The sequence below is a fragment of the Mycolicibacterium gadium genome, assembly GCF_010728925.1.
GTDB lineage: Bacteria > Actinomycetota > Actinomycetes > Mycobacteriales > Mycobacteriaceae > Mycobacterium > Mycobacterium gadium.
This window is the reverse complement of the sequence record NZ_AP022608.1, coordinates 3,055,525-3,070,337: the sequence shown is the minus strand read 5'-3', so window position 1 is coordinate 3,070,337 and position 14,813 is coordinate 3,055,525. Positions and strand designations below refer to the sequence as shown.

Sequence of the window (14,813 nt, the reverse complement as noted above, 5' to 3'; positions counted from 1 at the left end):
GCCGTTACGACGTTGAACGCCTCGTGACAGAGGAAGCGAAGCTGAGCCCCACCGACTGGGTCCGCGAACAGACCGAACGCATTCTGGAGCAGGGCACCACCGATGGCGTCGAAATCCTCGACCGCCCGGTCGTTCTGTTCACCACGACCGGCGCGAAAACCGGCGCCAAGCGCTATGTGCCGCTGATGCGTGTCGAAGAGGGTGGCAAGTACGCCATGGTCGCGTCGAAGGGTGGCGATCCGAAACACCCGTTCTGGTACTTCAACGTCAAGGCGCACCCCGAGGTGACGGTCCAAGATGGCGACAGGGTTTCCACCATGACCGCCCGCGAGGTCGAGGGCGCCGAACGCGAGCATTGGTGGAAGTTGGCGGTGGAGGCCTACCCGCCGTACGCCGAATACCAGACCAAGACGTCGCGGCAGATCCCGGTTTTCGTCGTCGAGTGATCAGCTCGGCGTCAAAGCGGTGAGGTTCTGAGCAACCTCGCTTTGCCAAATTTCGTTGGCGTGCGCGGTGTCCACCTCGATCTCGAAGCGGTCGGTCATGTCGGGCGTCACGTCGGCCGCGTCGACATAGAACTGCTCGTACCACCGCCGGTGCTGGTACACGGCGCCGTCCTCTTCGGTGAGCAGCGGGTTCTCGATGCGCGTCTTGTGCTTCCAGATTTCGACATCTTCGAGAAACCCCTCACCGAACGAACGGCTCATCGCCGCAGCCAGTTTGGTCGCTTTGTCGGCGGGAAGACCCGGCACCGCCTGCACGGCGACACCCCACTGCAGCACGAACGAGTTGTGTGTCACCGGATAGTGGCAGTTGATCAATGCCACCTCGATGGTGAAGTCCGGCGCGACGTCGTTGTGTAACCAGTTGATCATGTACGCCGGGCCGAAGTACGTCGCCTCGGAACGGAGTTTGGTCCCGTCCCAGAGGTTCTCGTAGTTCTTGGTGTAGTCCGGGCGAGCTTTGGATTCCATGAACTGCGACGCCGTGTGCCCCTCGATGACGTTCTTGAAGTATGTGGGGTAGGCGTGGTGAATGTAGAAGAAGTGCGCCATGTCGACGTTGTTGTCGACGATCTCGCGGCAGTGCGACCCTTCGATGTGAATCGAATTCCACGACCACGGCGACCACAATCCGTCGTCGTAGCCGTCGATCGTGGGCGGAAAGAGCTCCGCCGGCGGCGTCGAACCTTCGGGGTCATGCCAGACCAGCAGCTGGCCGTTGACCTCGCCCGTCAGCCAGCGCCTGGTCCGGGCCAGCCGGGGCGTTCGTTTCGCGTACGGCACCAGCTTGCATTTTCCGTCGCCGCCCCAGCGCCAGTCGTGGAACGGGCATGCCACCTCATCGCCCTTGACGGTTCCCTGCGACAGGTCGCCGCCCATGTGCCTGCAGTAGCCATCGAGCACCTTGAGGTCACCTTGCGAGTCGGCGAATACGACGAGCCGAGTGCCGAATGCGTTGATGCCGTGAGGTTTTCCGTCGCGGAAGTCCTCGGCCAACCCAACGCAGTGCCAGCCGCGGGCGAACCGCTGCATGGGCGTGCCCGCGTCGATCTCACGAATCTCGTGCGTCGGGGTCATGGAGTCACCTCTCCGGAACTGTCGGCCGGCACCAATTTAAGCATATTCGCTTAATCGTGGTCCAGTTCTTATCATCGTTCGTATGAACCGTGGTGAACGCGCCAGGGCAGACATCCTCGACGCGGCCGAACGGCTGATCGCCGAGCGCGGCATCCAGGTGCCGTTGCGGGACATCGCGGTGGCGGCTGGTCAGCGAAACAACTCCGCGGTCAACTATCACTTCCGAAATCGCCAGGACCTCATCGATGCGATCGTTCGGCGCCGGCTCGAGCCGATGGAGCGGGAGCGCGCGCAGATGGTCGATGAGTTGGAGGGTGACGCTCCCGATGACGTCCGGGCGTGGTTGCGAATCATGGTGCTTCCGTTCGCCGGCGTGGGCAGCCCGTACTACGCCAGGTTTCTGCAGGCGGCATCGATGCACCTGCACGCCGACGTCGACGAGTCGCAGGGGCGGGTGTGGCCGAAGGTCCTCGAACGGCTGGCGCTCGCCATTCCGACGGACGATCGGCATGCCCGCAGCCGCCGGGTCTCGGCGATCGCGACCACGATGTTCGCGCTGCTGGCGGAGCGTGAGAGGTTGGCTGAGGCCGGAGCCGAAGCGGGCAGTCCCGAGGAGATCGTCGCCATGCTGGCTGCGGCGCTCACCGCGCCGATGCCGGCGGATGTGGCAAGTGCGGGGGCCTCGTCGGGTTAGGTCCCCGCACTTGCTGATGAAAGATTGCGGGCCGGTTCTTGGAAGTTTCTTGGAGGCTCCGGACTACCGAGGTTTGCTGGTCGTCGGTGCCGGCGGGGCCGGCGGCGAGGTGATGTCGGGAGGCTGCACCGCGTCGCCCATCGTGTAGGCGTTCCCTGGGCTGATGATCTCGGTGATGGCTTTGGCCACCACCGTGCTCGGCTCCTGTCCGTTCGACGCGATATCGGTGTTGGTGAAGATCACCAACGACGTCTGCTTTTCCGGCAGGTAGACCGAAACGGTCTGATAGCCGGGCAGGCTGCCGTTGTGGCCGATCCAGCCGCCCAGCTTGAAAAGCCCGACGCCGTACCCGTCTTGAGCGGGCATCCCAGGGGTGGTGACGGTCTGTAACCGCTGCGCCTGCATCTCCGGCGTCAACAGCTTTCCGGTCGCCAGTGCGGGCGCCCAGATGTGCATGTCCTCGAGGGTCGAGATCATCGCGCCCGCGGCCCACGCCCAGGACGGGTTCCAGTCGGTGGCCACCACTACCGAATTGTCGGGGTCCGCAGTGGTGTAACCCTGCGCGTGCGGATCAGGAAACGCGTTGGTCGTTGGAAAGCTGGTGTGACTCATGCCCAATGGGGTCGTGATGTGGTCGCGGATGTAGTCCGGCAGAGTCTGTCCGCTGACCTTCTCCACGACCAGGCCCAACAGGACGGTGTTGGTGTTGCAGTACAGAAAACCCTCGCCGGGTGCGAATTTCACGGGTTCGGCGAACGCGTAGTCGAGAAGTTCCTGCGGTGTGAAGTTCCGGTACGGGTCGGCGAACAGCGCCTGCTGGAAGTCGACTGAATCGGAGAAGTTCGCCAGGCCGCTCTGCATCCGCGCCAGTTGTCGCAGCGTGATCTTGTCGCCCTCGGGCACGCCGTCGACGAACTCGGCGATGGGATCATCGAGCCCGAGCTTGCCTTGATCGGCCAGCTGTAGGACGCCGGTGACGGTGAATGTCTTTGTTTGGCTACCGATTCGGTGATAGAAGCCAGTCTGCATCGGTGCGCCGCCGGCCTGGTCGGCGACGCCGAACGCGCGGACGTACTCACCTTCGGGGCCCCAAATTCCGACGATCGAGCCCGGCACCCCGGTCTGGTCCATTGCCTTGGTGATGGCGTCATCGAGCCGCTGTGCCACAGCGGCGTCCACCTGCTTGGCGTCGGGTGCACCCGGCGTCTCGGTGGTCGCCCCGTCCTGCGATGCCGAGTCGTTGCCACATCCGGAGACGAACATCAGCGCGGCAGTCAACGCGAGAACACCGCACCGTCGAAACACCCTTGCCGCCATTCCTTGGTCCCATCCGTCGAAATTCGCGTCGGCCGAGCATCACCATAGGTCGCACTCGACCTCCGCGGCGTCGCAACGATGCGCGTCCCGATCTGCGAAACTGACCTTCCATCGACGGGTTTGTTCGCAGAAGGGGGATGCACGGGCGTGCAAAGGCGCGGATCGATCCTCGTCTGTCTGACCGCCGTCGTGGCGGGTGTGGCCATCGGTTTCATCGGCGGAGCCTTCCGCTGGTGCTTGGAGACCGCGGACCGGTCACGCGTCGAACTCGTCGATTGGGCCCATGGGCTGCCGGGTCCTGGATGGCTGGTGCCCATCGCGTTCGCGGCGCTCGGTGCAACGCTCGCCGCGCTGATCGTGCGGTGGGTGCCCCTGGCCGCCGGCAGCGGGATTCAACATGTGGAAGCCGTCTATCGGGGTGAGGCCGACCCGCCGCTGATTCTGCTACTTCCCGCAAAGTTCATCGGCGGCGTGCTGTCGATGGGGGCCGGCCTGGTGCTGGGCCGCGAAGGTCCGACAGTCCATATGGGGGCGGCGATCGGAGCGGAATCGGCGCGGCGGGCACGGCTTTCGGACGCCGATGTCCGGATGATGCAGACCGCCGTGGGCGGTGCCGGCCTCGCGGTCGCATTCAACGCGCCCATCGGAGGCACGATGTTCGCGCTCGAAGAGGTCACGAAATCGTTCCGCCTGCAGACGGTGCTGGCCACCTTGTTCGCGGCCGCCTCAGCAGTCGGATGCATGCGCCTGATGTTGGGGAACGAGCCGGACTTCCATGTCGAGGCGCTCGCGGCACCGGCGCTGGCGTGGCTGCCGCTGTTCGTGATTTTCGGTCTGCTCACGGGATGTCTGGGCGCCGTGTACAACCGGCTGTTGCTGTGGTTCCTCGATCGCGTCGGGGGGATCCGGCGCATTCCGGTGGTCGCCAAGGCTGCCCTGATCGGCGCCGTCATCGGGCTGGCGATGTTCATCTATCCAGAGTCGGTGGGTGGCGGTGACAGTCTGACGCAGTTGATTCTGAGCGGGCAGAGCTTCGTCTTCCCGGTGGTACTCGGACTGCTGCTGGTGCGTTTCGTCGCGGGCCCGCTGTCGTATTCGGCAGCCGTGCCGGGCGGCCTGTTCGCGCCGCTGCTGGCGGTCGGTGCGCTGTGGGGACTGCTGTTCGTCGGCGTCTTCGGCGCCGTGTGGCCCGGGGACGCGAGCGGCCTGGCCGTCCCGATGGCGCTGGTCGGCATGGCCGCGTTTTTCGGCGCGACGGTGCGCGCCCCGGTCACGGGCGTCGTGCTCGTCATGGAAATGACGGCGACGACGGCTGTGGGCATCCCGATGCTGGCGGCCACCGCCGCCGCGGTGCTCGTCGCGGAGCTGACGAAATCGCCACCGATATACGACTCGCTGCGAGAGCGGATGTCGCCCGATTTGCGCCGCTGAGCCGGCCGATCAGAGGGCTATATTCGGACACCGTGGCCGACTACGTTCAGCGCACGATCGACATCGCTCGAAACAACGTCATCGCCGGCGGCAGACCGTTTGCCACGGTGATCGTCAGGGATGGCGAGATCCTCGCCGAAAGCCCGAATCTCGTCGCGCAGAGCCATGACCCCACCGCCCATGCCGAGATTCTCGCCATCCGTGAGGCATGCGTACGTCTCGGCACTGAGCACTTGGTCGGAGCCACCATCTACGTCCTGGCGCATCCGTGCCCGATGTGCCTCGGCGCGTTGTATTACTGCTCGCCCGACGAAGTCGTCTTTCTGACCACCCGCGATGCCTACGAACCGCACTACGTCGACGACCGCAAATACTTCGAGCTCGACACGTTCTATCCGGAGTTCGCCAAGCCGTGGGAGCAGCGTCGACTTCCGATGCGCTACGAACCGCGGGAGGATGCCGTCGACGTCTACCGGCTCTGGCAACACCGCAACGGCGGCGACCGCCGCGTGTCCGGCGCGCCGCGCTCGCAACCCTGAATCGACGAGCCGGTCAATTTCTGGTCGTCCGCGTAGTCGATGCCCCTCGAGAGCAGGCAAGTTGCAGGTCCCGACCCCACGTCCTATATCCTGTGCCCTGACCAGGACAGGCAATGTCCGCCGATGCTTCGGTGTGATTTACTCGCTAGCCTGCGGCGCGGGTTCAGACTGCAGCCTCGCGAGATAAGCTCCGACCGCATCTGCCGGTCGCGTAACAAGAGGTGAGGCTTGGAAGAGCAGCTTTGCACTGAGAAGTGGGTCGACCGGGTGGCGATTGTCGCGGCCTCGGGAGAACTCGACATGCTCACGGCACCCCAGCTGAGGGACGCTGTCCAATCCGCGCTGGCGCAGAACCCCGCAGGATTGATCGTCGACCTCACCAACGTCGACTTCCTCGGCTCGGCGGGCATGCAGGTGCTGATGGAGGCGCACAACCAGACGGGCGGAACGGAGACGCGGTTCGCTGTGGTCGCCGACGGGTCGGCGACGAGTCGACCGCTGAAAATCACCGGTATCGCCGACCTGATCGATCTGTTCTCGTCACTGGACGACGCTGTGGAGAACCTCACTGAGTGACTTAGCGTCCCGTTGGGTATTCGTTCGGCATCATGTCCGATCAGATTCTTGCTACGAGCGCGGCGGACGCTAAGTTCGTCCGAGTCGACAACGCCGATGCGCTCACCGTGGCCAGGATGCGGCGCGAGTTGTCGCAGTGGCTGCGGGCTCACCTCACGCTGGACCCAGACCGGCTCAACGATGTCCTGCTTGCGGTGAACGAGGCGTTGACCAACGCGGCCGAATTCGCGTACCGAGGGCAGCAGGGCACGATGACCCTGCGGGTCCGCTACGACGGCGCCCGGGGCACATTGCTCGTTGACATCTCGGATCGCGGGACTTGGCGGCACGTGGATCCCGAAAGCCAGCCGAACACCAGGGGTCGCGGCATCCCGCTGATGCGCGCCCTGTCCGACCAAACCACGATTTCCCCGATGCCGGACGGCACCCACGTGCACATGCAGTTCAGCGATTGCGCCGCAAGCGTCGCTCCGCAGGTCTACGCGCAGGCTTGAAAGCGCTGGTCCAGCGAACACTGTCTACGGGCTTTCCGCACCGCAACAGAGTGTCATTCCGTGACCGGTGGGGCTGCTGACCCGATCTGGGCCGAGTTTGCTGTCGTGTCCTGTTGTGATTTACCGCTCAATTTCCGTCTGAAAACTAAGAAGTCGTTACCTGTGCAAACTATCCAGGTCGGCAGATCGAAGTTGCTGGACGACTATTGTTGCAGGTTAAAGCCGATAAAGTGATTGCTGAGGTGATATAACGAGTGGATAACGAATAGTTTTATAAGCGGTGTCTGAGAGGTTTCGGGGGATTGTCATCAACCGCTATTTGCGCCGCTCCGAAGCATTGATTTTGGTCGCTAGACTCAACACAGATCGCGCCCCAGCGGGGCGTATGAAGACGTGAAACGACAGCCGGTGCTCGTCAAACCGGTGGAGGTACCGATAAATATGGCTAACTTTTTGATGCCCAAGAATGCTCCTGTGGCAGATGTGGCTGACGGGACGCACCTGAACGCGGACGTCACCCGGGTCGGTGCGGTCGACGTGCAGCGTGGCGCCATCGCTGACATCGCCGCCACGGACGACGGCACCGTCGTGGTCACCCACCACGCCGACGACACGGTGTCGCTGCTGCGGGCGGGCACCTTGGCCGTGGCCGGCGTCGTCGAGGTCCCCGGTGAGCCATTCGCGGTCGTCGTCGCCGACGGTCGGGCCTACGTCAGCACCTCGTCGTCGAGCTGCGACGCGATCTCGGTGGTCGACACCGTCACGCGAACCGTGGTCGCCACGTACCCGATGGCCTTCAGCGTCACGGCTCTCGCCGCCAGCCCGGACGGCAAGCGCGTGTACGCGGCCCGTACCGGTGACGGCGCCGCGGACGTCGTGGTCGTCGACACGACCGCCGAGCGAGTAAGCACCATCGACATCGCGGCCGGCGCGGGTATCGGCATCGACGCCCTTCAGGTCGATCCGGACGGTAAGCGCCTGTACGTCGCCACCACCGATGATCGCGGCAGCGCGCTCGTCGTCGTGGATGCCGAAACCGCGCGGGTTCGACGCACGGTGTTGATCGGTTCACCGATCCGCGACATCGCCATCGCCGACCGTGTCGCCTACGTCCTGACCTCCGACCGCATCAGTGGCGGGACGGTCAAGGTGGTCGACCTGTCCAACGGCCGCATCACCGGCGCTGCCGAACTGGGCATCGGTGCTCCGACGCAGATGACCGTCAGCGCGGACAAGACCCGTGCCTACATCGTCGACTACGACAACATCACGGTGCTGTGCACCCTCACGCTCAAGATCGTCAACAGGGTGCAGCTCGATGCTCGGCCATCCTGTGTCGCAGTGGATTCCGACGCGGGCCTGCTGTACGTGGCCGACTATGCGGGCGCAGTGACCGGGTTGTCCGTCGAGGCGGCGACGCCGCTGCTGTACTCACAGTTCGTGGCGACCGATCCCATCTACGTGCCTCAGGCTGTTGAGCTGGAGCCGGTTACCGCCTGAGGTCGTGGCTGGGCCCACGCGAAGCCGGGGACTAGCGCCACTGGTAGCGGGTCTTGGGGCGACCGGCCTTGCCGTAATCGGTTTGCCGGGTGACGGTGCCTTCGTCCGCCAACCTCTCGAGGTAACGCCAGGCGGTCACCCGCGACACACCGACCTGCTTGGCCACTGCATCCGCGGTGATGCCGTCGGCGGAATCCCTGACGGCACGGGCGATGTCGTCGTTGGTCCCCGGGGCGGCGCCCTTCGGCGACACTGCTCGATCGCTCACCCGTAGCTCTGCGAGTGCGCGGTCGACCTCGGCCTGGCTGGCGGCATCGGTGCCGGCGGGCAGGGCCTCGCGGTAGCGGCGGTAGCGATCCAGCCGGTCGCGAAACGCGGCGAACGTGAACGGCTTCAACAGGTACGCGAGAGCGCCCTGGCCTACCGCCGCGCGAACCATCTCCAGGTCGCGCTCCGAGGTGATCGCGATGATGTCGGGGATCGGCCGCAGCCCGGACAATCCCGATGCCAGGGCGATCCCGCTGGCGTCGGGCAGGCCGAGGTCCAACAACACCAGGTCGATCGGTGAGTCGGTGGCCGACGCCTCTGAAGCCATGCGCATCGCATCGCGTGCGGTGTGCGCGACACCGGCCACCGCGAACCCCTCGAGTCGGCCGAGGTACGTCTGGTGGGCCTCGGCGATCAGCGGTTCGTCCTCGACGATCAGCACGCTGATCATGAGACCGTCACCGTCACGACCGACCCGTAGGTGATGTCGGTACTGAGCTTGCCGTTGTGGCGCTTGACGATCTGACTGACCAGAGCCAGGCCAAGGCCTTGATGGCCGGAGTCGCCCTTCGTGGAATATCCGCGCTGCATGGCCTTTTCGAAGGTAGCCGGATCCATCCCCGGTCCGCTGTCGGCGACACGCAGCGTGAGCGTGTCATCCGCCATGAGCACGGTGACTTCGACCCACGGATCGTCGCGGTCGCAGGCGTCCATCGCGTTGTCGATGAGGTTGCCGACGACGGTGACCATCTCCTGGCCAGTCAACGGCACTTCGTCCGAATTCGACGGCAAGTGAGTGTCTTCGGTGATCGTCAGCTCGATACCGCGCTCGTCAGCCTGTGCGGCCTTGCCCAGGAGCAGGGCCACCAGCGCGGGTTCGCCGACGGCACTGGACAATTTGTCGACGAGCTGTTGGGAGAGCGCGAGCTCCTCGGTGGCGAACTGTACCGCGTCTTCGGGCCGGCCCATCTCGACCATCGTGACAATGGTGTGCAGCTTGTTGGCGGCTTCGTGCGCTTGGGACCGGAGGCTGTCGGTGAGTATCTTCAGCGAACCGAGTTCGCCAAGCGCGCCCTGCAATTCGGTGCGGTCGCGGATCGTGACGACCTCCGAGGTGTGGGCGTCGTCGACGGGGGAGCGGTTCACGACAAGGACGCGGTCGTCGGTGACTTGCACCTCGTCGCGGGCTCCCGGGTTGTACGTCCGCAGAAATTCCGGCAGCTCGGTGCGGTCGACGCGCCCCGGTGGAAGCGCGAGGAGGCGGCGCGCCTCGTCGTTGACCAGCAAGACGCCGCTGCGATCCATCACGATCAGTCCCTCCGAGACCGAATGCAGGATCGCGTCATGATGCTCGTACATCAACCGCAGTTCGTCAGGTCGCAGGCCGTGGGTCTGCCGCAACAACCGTCGCCGGATGAACCAGACGCCCGCCAGTGAAATAGCCAGTGCGGCAAAGCTCACCGCCGCGATGGTCGGCCACGTGGAGCGCCATCGATCGGCCAGACTCGTCTGTAGGATCCCCGCGGAGACCAGGCCGACGATCTCGCCCGATTGGTTGCGCACCGGTGCGACGGCGCGAATCGAAGGACCCAATGTGCCGGTGTGCACCTCGCTGAGCGTTTCGCCGCGCAGCGCGGGTTCGATGGTGCCGATGTACTCGCCACCGATCTGGGTCGGGTCGGTGTGGGTGAACCGGATGCGATCCGGCGACATGATCGTGATGAATGCGATGTCGGTGTGCCTGCGGACGGCTTCGGTGACCGGCTGGAGAATCTCAGTGGCCCTGCCGGATTCGATGGCAGCCGCCGTCGACGGGGAGTCCGCGAGGGAGGTGGCGATACCGAGGACCTGCTGGCGGGCGGCTTCGTCCGCGTCATTGCGGGCGTCGAGCACCGCCAGCGCGCTCCCTGCGAGTACCACCACCGCGACCACGATGATCTGCAATGCGATCGCCTGACCGGCCAGCGAGCGGGGCCACGGGCGGGTCAAGCGCCGAGTTCCTCTGCCGCAACCGCGAGTATGTCGTCGCCCTCACCGACGGCGATGAAGTGTCCGGCGCCGTCGACGGGATGCCAGACCGAACCCGGCATCGCATCGGCGACCGCCCTGTTGATGGGATCGGGAACCAGCATGTCATCGAGCCCCTGCCAGATGTGGACGGGGCGTTCGATCGCGGCGACATCGAAAGCCCAATGGCGGTAGAGCAGTTCGGCGTCGCGGACGAGTCCGTCAGAGCCGTGCGCGAAGCATTCCGCACAGGTTTCGCCGAAGGCCTTGCCGACATCGGGACGGAGGAGGAGCTGTTGGTCGTAGTCGTTGAGGGCGCCGCGGACCTGTTTGACGAATGAGGACGGGAAGCGTTTGGCGGTGAAACCCAGTGCGGCGTACATCAGCCGGAAGCCGGGCGTGAAGCGCAGGGCCAGTGTTCCGCCGAGCGCATCGATCTTCGAAAGGTATTGCGCCGCTGAGTTGTCGCCGAATGCACCGTAGCTCCCGGGCGCGATGCTGCTGACGTGCAGTAGCCGGTCGGGGTCGATGTAGGCGGCCGCGGCGAGTGCCCACGGTCCGCCCTCCGACCAGCCGGTCACGCCGAATTCCCGGTATCCCAACGCGTCGGCAACGGTGACCAAGTCGTCGGCCCAACCGGAGTAGGTGCGGGTCTTCTGGCGGCTGGACTGACCTTGGCCTGGCCGATCGACACCCACCAACCGGATCCGGTTCTTGGTTGCCGACTCCGCGAGCATCAGGACCTCGAGCCGGCTGCTGGGTCCGCCGTGGTTATGAATGACGAGTGGTCCAGCGGGCTCACCGACTTCGAGATATGTGAGCCGACGACCGTCCGCGGTCGTGACGTGAGCAGCGGTTTCGTCGGCCACGTTCGTGAACATACCGAACTAAATGAACTAAAGCGTGACCCGGCTCACGTCGTCCTCGACTCTGACTGCAGATCACATTCAGCGACTTGGAGGTACCAATGGCCATCCTTGACCGTCCGTCACCGGCAGCCGAACCGCCGGACAAACCACGCCGCGACCGGACCCACTGGTTGTACATCGCCGTCATCGTCGCGGTGTTCGCCGGCGTCGCCGTCGGCATCCTGGCGCCAGGCGTAGGCAAAAGCGTCGGCGTCTTGGGGACCATGTTCGTCGACCTCATCAAAATGATGATCGCGCCGGTCATCTTCTGCACGATCGTGTTGGGCATCGGCTCGGTGCGCAAGGCCGCGACCGTCGGCAAGGTCGGCGGTCTGGCGTTCATCTACTTCCTCGTCATGTCCACCTTCGCACTCGCCATCGGCCTGGTGGTCGGCAATCTCCTGCATCCCGGCACCGGCATGAACCTCACCGAAGGTGCCTCGGGCAAGGGCGCCGAGCTCGCCGAAACCGCCCACGAGGCAGGCGGTCTCATGGACTTCGTCAAGGGCATCATCCCGGAGACGCTGTTCTCGTCGCTGACCGCGGGCAGCGTCCTGCAGGCGCTGTTCGTCGCATTGCTCGTCGGTTTCGCGCTGCAGGCCATGGGTACGACCGGTGAGCCGATCCTGCGGGGCATCGAATCGCTGCAGAAGCTGGTGTTCAAGGTTCTCGTGATGATCCTGTGGCTCGCGCCGATCGGCGCGTTCGGCGCGATCGCCAACGTCGTCGGCCAGACCGGGTGGACTGCGGTGACCCAACTGCTCGGCCTGATGCTCGGCTTCTACGTGACGTGCCTGGTGTTCGTCTTCGGTGTGCTCGGCACGATCCTGCGGGTCGTCTCCGGAGTGTCGATCTTCAAGCTGGTGCGCTACCTGGCCCGTGAATACCTGCTGATCGTGTCGACCTCGTCGTCGGAATCCGCATTGCCGCGCCTCATCGCCAAGATGGAGCACCTGGGCGTCGACCGCAGCACCGTCGGCGTCGTCGTACCCACCGGCTACTCGTTCAATTTGGACGGCACCGCGATCTACCTGACGATGGCGTCGCTGTTCATCGCGGGTGCGCTCGGCGACCCGCTGTCGCTGCCCGAACAGATCGGTCTGCTGGTGTTCATGATCGTCGCGTCCAAGGGCGCCGCCGGTGTCACCGGTGCCGGCCTGGCCGCCCTCGCCGGCGGGCTGCAGAGCCACCGCCCCGACCTGCTCGACGGCGTCGGTCTGATCGTCGGCATCGACCGGTTCATGTCCGAGGCCCGCGCGGTGACCAACTTCTCCGGCAACGCCGTCGCGACGGTTCTCGTCGGCTCGTGGACCAAGACCATCGACAAGGATCGGGTGAATTCGGTCCTGCGTGGCGAGGATCCGTTCGACGAGTTGACGATGGTCGACGACGACCACTCCACCCGCGAGGAGCGCGTCCCCGTCCCCGCTTAGTACCTGATTGAAAGACCCGGCCGAATCCTCGCGGCCGGGTCTTTCGCTGTCGCCGAAACTTTTTCGAGATTGCTTTGAACCTCATTCGCGGGTGTCCCGTCGTACCGCGTGAAGGCCACCGGGCCTACACAACGACGAAGGGAGACGCAGACATGCGCTCAACACTATTGATAATGACCGGAATCGCCGCGGCGGCATGCGGAATCATCCTCGCGCCCGCAGCCATCTCGTCGGCTCAGGAGTCGGCTCAGCTCACGATCGCGAATCTCGAGGCGCAGGGATTCGACGTGAAGATCAACCGAATCGGCAGCGCACCGCTCAACCAGTGCGTCGTGACCGACATCCGAAATGCAAGGAATCGAACCGAATTGGTGCGCCGGGGCGATGACCTGATCGAGGTGGTCGCCGAACGCAACATCACCGTCACCGCCGATTGCTCGCGGCGCTGACTAGTGACTTCGGTGCGCGGACGTTCGCTCAGCGAATGTTCGCGCACCGAAATCGCCTCAGCGCGAGCAGTCCAGCGATACCGAGATCGGCTGGCTGATCACCTGCGGGAACAGCACGCCGTCGGTGTTGCCGCCGAGGAGCGGCACCAACTGGGTGAACTGTTGGGGATTGCGGACGCTCGTGACCACACAATCCGACAGCGGGGCCGTCCCGATCTTGTCGATCGTCACGTTGTAGCCCTTGTCCTGCAGGTCCTGGATCGTCTCCTGCGCTGATTTGCCCTCATCGGCCGACGCGATGCCGGCTGCGGCCAGCGCGCACACTCCGAGGGCACCCGCGGCGAGCGTCAATGTAGTCCGCACCCGCCAAGTATCCGTCATCAGCGCTCGGCGCGCTGGTATGCGGTCACAACCGCCGCACCGCCCAGGCCGATGTTGTGCTGCAGAGCGGCGGTGACGTTGTCTACCTGCCGCTTGTCGGCGGTACCGCGCAGCTGCCACGTGAGCTCGGCGCACTGTGCCAGACCCGTCGCACCGAGCGGATGCCCCTTGGAGATCAGGCCACCCGACGGGTTGACGACCCAGCGCCCGCCGTAGGTGGTGTCGTTGTTGTCGATCAGCTTGGGCGCCTCGCCCTCACCGCACAGTCCCAGCGCCTCATACAGCAGCAGCTCGTTGGCCGAGAAGCAGTCGTGCAGCTCGATCACCTGGAAGTCTTCGGCGCCGAGCCCGGACTGGTCGTAAACCTGCCGTGCGGCCTGCACATTCATGTCGTAACCGATGACGTTGCGGGCGCTGCCATCGAACGTGGAGTCGAAGTCGGTGGTCATGGCCTGGCCGACGATCTCCACGGCTTGCGAACCCAGCCCGTGCTTGTCGACGAACGCCTCGCTGGCGAGGATCGCCGCACCCGAGCCGTCGGAGGTCGGCGAGCACTGCAGCTTGGTCACCGGATCGGAGATCATCTTCGCGGCCAGGATGTCGTCGAGCGTGTACTCCTCCTGGAACTGCGCGTAGGGGTTGTTGACCGAGTGCTTGTGATTCTTGTAGCCGATCTTCGCGAAATGCTCTGCGGTGGTGCCGTATTGGCGCATGTGCTCACGGCCCGCGGCCGCGAACATCCACGGCGCGACCGGGAACGCGAACTCGTCGATCTCGGCAAGCGCCTTGATGTGACGGCCGAGCGGTGACTCGCGATCCTCGGCGCCGCCCTGCAGCGCGCCGGGCTGCATCTTCTCGAAGCCCAGCGCGATCGTGCAGTCCGCGAGACCACCGCGAATCGTCTGCGCGGCAAGGAACAGCGCGGTCGAACCCGTCGAACAGTTGTTGTTCACGTTGACGATCGGGATGCCCGTCATGCCGAGTTCGTAGAGGGCGCGGTTTCCCGACGTCGAGTCGCCCGAGCAGTAGCCGACGAATCCTTGCTGCACCTCGGTGAAGTCGATGCCGGCGTCTTCGAGCGCCTTGGTGCCCGACTCGCGGGCCATGTCCGGGTAGTCCCAGCCTTCGCGACGACCTGGCTTTTCGAACTTCGTCATTCCGACGCCGACGACGAAAACTTTGTTTGGCATGCGACGACAGAAACATACGCCGGGGAAACTGTCTAGCCCGCCTATCG

General features: G+C 64.8%; 16 protein-coding genes. 9 read left to right on the top strand and 7 right to left on the bottom strand.

Annotation, left to right across the window (positions count from 1 at the left end; all coding sequences use genetic code 11):
• Nucleotides 1-23 precede the first annotated feature (23 nt).
• On the top strand, nucleotides 24-446 hold the full coding sequence (locus G6N36_RS15040; RefSeq protein WP_163687183.1) for a nitroreductase family deazaflavin-dependent oxidoreductase: 423 nt from the start codon (nucleotides 24-26) through the stop codon (nucleotides 444-446).
• Here G6N36_RS15040 and G6N36_RS15035 read toward each other — a convergent pair whose 3' ends face one another.
• Complete coding sequence (locus tag G6N36_RS15035) at nucleotides 447-1,580, bottom strand: 3-ketosteroid-9-alpha-monooxygenase, oxygenase component (RefSeq protein WP_163687182.1); 1,134 nt, start codon at nucleotides 1,578-1,580, stop codon at nucleotides 447-449. It abuts the gene before it with no gap.
• A gap of 82 nt (nucleotides 1,581-1,662) precedes the next feature.
• On the opposite strand from G6N36_RS15035, the gene G6N36_RS15030 reads away from it, so the two are divergent.
• A complete protein-coding gene (locus G6N36_RS15030) occupies nucleotides 1,663-2,274 on the top strand; it encodes a TetR/AcrR family transcriptional regulator (protein WP_163687181.1) in 612 nt (203 codons plus the stop codon).
• 63 nt (nucleotides 2,275-2,337) lie between these two features.
• On the opposite strand, the gene G6N36_RS15025 is transcribed toward G6N36_RS15030, so the two are convergent.
• Complete coding sequence (locus G6N36_RS15025) at nucleotides 2,338-3,591, bottom strand: serine hydrolase domain-containing protein (protein WP_163687180.1); 1,254 nt, start codon at nucleotides 3,589-3,591, stop codon at nucleotides 2,338-2,340.
• A gap of 147 nt (nucleotides 3,592-3,738) precedes the next feature.
• Between G6N36_RS15025 and G6N36_RS15020 the strand changes: the two genes are divergently transcribed.
• The 5 genes from G6N36_RS15020 (at nucleotide 3,739) to G6N36_RS15000 (ending at nucleotide 8,131) form a co-directional block, all read left to right on the top strand.
• Nucleotides 3,739-5,022 carry a H(+)/Cl(-) exchange transporter ClcA gene (locus tag G6N36_RS15020; protein ID WP_235690062.1) on the top strand — a complete coding sequence of 428 codons (1,284 nt, stop codon included), beginning with the start codon at nucleotides 3,739-3,741 and terminating at the stop codon, nucleotides 5,020-5,022.
• A gap of 32 nt (nucleotides 5,023-5,054) precedes the next feature.
• Nucleotides 5,055-5,561: a nucleoside deaminase gene (locus tag G6N36_RS15015; RefSeq protein ID WP_163687178.1), complete on the top strand. Its 507-nt coding sequence runs from the start codon at nucleotides 5,055-5,057 to the stop codon at nucleotides 5,559-5,561.
• Between the two features lie 228 nt (nucleotides 5,562-5,789).
• Nucleotides 5,790-6,137 (top strand): STAS domain-containing protein, encoded by a 348-nt coding sequence (locus G6N36_RS15010; RefSeq protein ID WP_163687177.1) that lies wholly within the window; start codon nucleotides 5,790-5,792, stop codon nucleotides 6,135-6,137.
• A gap of 32 nt (nucleotides 6,138-6,169) precedes the next feature.
• On the top strand, nucleotides 6,170-6,631 hold the full coding sequence (locus G6N36_RS15005) for an ATP-binding protein (RefSeq protein ID WP_163687176.1): 462 nt from the start codon (nucleotides 6,170-6,172) through the stop codon (nucleotides 6,629-6,631).
• A 441-nt stretch (nucleotides 6,632-7,072) separates the two neighbouring features.
• A complete protein-coding gene (locus tag G6N36_RS15000) occupies nucleotides 7,073-8,131 on the top strand; it encodes an MmpL3/TtfA transport complex stabilizer (RefSeq protein WP_276067558.1) in 1,059 nt (352 codons plus the stop codon).
• 31 nt (nucleotides 8,132-8,162) lie between these two features.
• On the opposite strand, the gene G6N36_RS14995 is transcribed toward G6N36_RS15000, so the two are convergent.
• The 3 genes from G6N36_RS14995 to G6N36_RS14985 are packed head-to-tail and all read right to left on the bottom strand — an operon-like array spanning nucleotide 8,163 to nucleotide 11,274.
• Entirely contained in the window at nucleotides 8,163-8,849 is a 687-nt protein-coding gene (locus tag G6N36_RS14995) for a response regulator (RefSeq protein WP_163687175.1), read from the bottom strand.
• Nucleotides 8,846-10,387 (bottom strand): sensor histidine kinase, encoded by a 1,542-nt coding sequence (locus G6N36_RS14990; RefSeq protein ID WP_163687174.1) that lies wholly within the window; start codon nucleotides 10,385-10,387, stop codon nucleotides 8,846-8,848. The genes G6N36_RS14995 and G6N36_RS14990 overlap by 4 nt, the downstream gene beginning before the upstream one ends.
• Nucleotides 10,384-11,274 (bottom strand): alpha/beta fold hydrolase, encoded by an 891-nt coding sequence (locus tag G6N36_RS14985; RefSeq protein WP_235690060.1) that lies wholly within the window; start codon nucleotides 11,272-11,274, stop codon nucleotides 10,384-10,386. The genes G6N36_RS14990 and G6N36_RS14985 overlap by 4 nt, the downstream gene beginning before the upstream one ends.
• Before the next feature lie 98 nt (nucleotides 11,275-11,372).
• Between G6N36_RS14985 and G6N36_RS14980 the strand changes: the two genes are divergently transcribed.
• Nucleotides 11,373-12,746 (top strand): cation:dicarboxylate symporter family transporter, encoded by a 1,374-nt coding sequence (locus G6N36_RS14980; protein WP_163687172.1) that lies wholly within the window; start codon nucleotides 11,373-11,375, stop codon nucleotides 12,744-12,746.
• Nucleotides 12,747-12,898: 152 nt separating this feature from the next.
• Nucleotides 12,899-13,195, top strand: a complete 297-nt coding sequence (locus G6N36_RS14975; protein WP_083126716.1) for a hypothetical protein — start codon at nucleotides 12,899-12,901, stop codon at nucleotides 13,193-13,195.
• Nucleotides 13,196-13,252: 57 nt separating this feature from the next.
• Here G6N36_RS14975 and G6N36_RS14970 read toward each other — a convergent pair whose 3' ends face one another.
• Both G6N36_RS14970 and G6N36_RS14965 read right to left on the bottom strand, forming a co-directional pair.
• Nucleotides 13,253-13,576 (bottom strand): hypothetical protein, encoded by a 324-nt coding sequence (locus G6N36_RS14970; protein ID WP_163687171.1) that lies wholly within the window; start codon nucleotides 13,574-13,576, stop codon nucleotides 13,253-13,255.
• Nucleotides 13,576-14,766, bottom strand: coding sequence for a lipid-transfer protein (locus G6N36_RS14965; protein WP_163687170.1), 1,191 nt, complete (start codon nucleotides 14,764-14,766; stop codon nucleotides 13,576-13,578). Before G6N36_RS14965 ends, G6N36_RS14970 begins: the two co-directional genes overlap by 1 nt.
• Nucleotides 14,767-14,813: the final 47 nt, after the last annotated feature.

Coding starts and splice junctions, on each gene's coding strand:
- G6N36_RS15025 (WP_163687180.1), bottom strand. CDS start 3,591: ATGGCGGCAAGGGTGTTTCGACGGTGCGGTGTTCTCGCGTTGACTGCC.
- G6N36_RS14965 (WP_163687170.1), bottom strand. CDS start 14,766: ATGCCAAACAAAGTTTTCGTCGTCGGCGTCGGAATGACGAAGTTCGAA.
- G6N36_RS15035 (WP_163687182.1), bottom strand. CDS start 1,580: ATGACCCCGACGCACGAGATTCGTGAGATCGACGCGGGCACGCCCATG.
- G6N36_RS15000 (WP_276067558.1), top strand. CDS start 7,073: ATGGCTAACTTTTTGATGCCCAAGAATGCTCCTGTGGCAGATGTGGCT.
- G6N36_RS14980 (WP_163687172.1), top strand. CDS start 11,373: ATGGCCATCCTTGACCGTCCGTCACCGGCAGCCGAACCGCCGGACAAA.
- G6N36_RS14995 (WP_163687175.1), bottom strand. CDS start 8,849: ATGATCAGCGTGCTGATCGTCGAGGACGAACCGCTGATCGCCGAGGCC.
- G6N36_RS15005 (WP_163687176.1), top strand. CDS start 6,170: ATGTCCGATCAGATTCTTGCTACGAGCGCGGCGGACGCTAAGTTCGTC.
- G6N36_RS14970 (WP_163687171.1), bottom strand. CDS start 13,576: ATGACGGATACTTGGCGGGTGCGGACTACATTGACGCTCGCCGCGGGT.
- G6N36_RS15030 (WP_163687181.1), top strand. CDS start 1,663: ATGAACCGTGGTGAACGCGCCAGGGCAGACATCCTCGACGCGGCCGAA.
- G6N36_RS14975 (WP_083126716.1), top strand. CDS start 12,899: ATGCGCTCAACACTATTGATAATGACCGGAATCGCCGCGGCGGCATGC.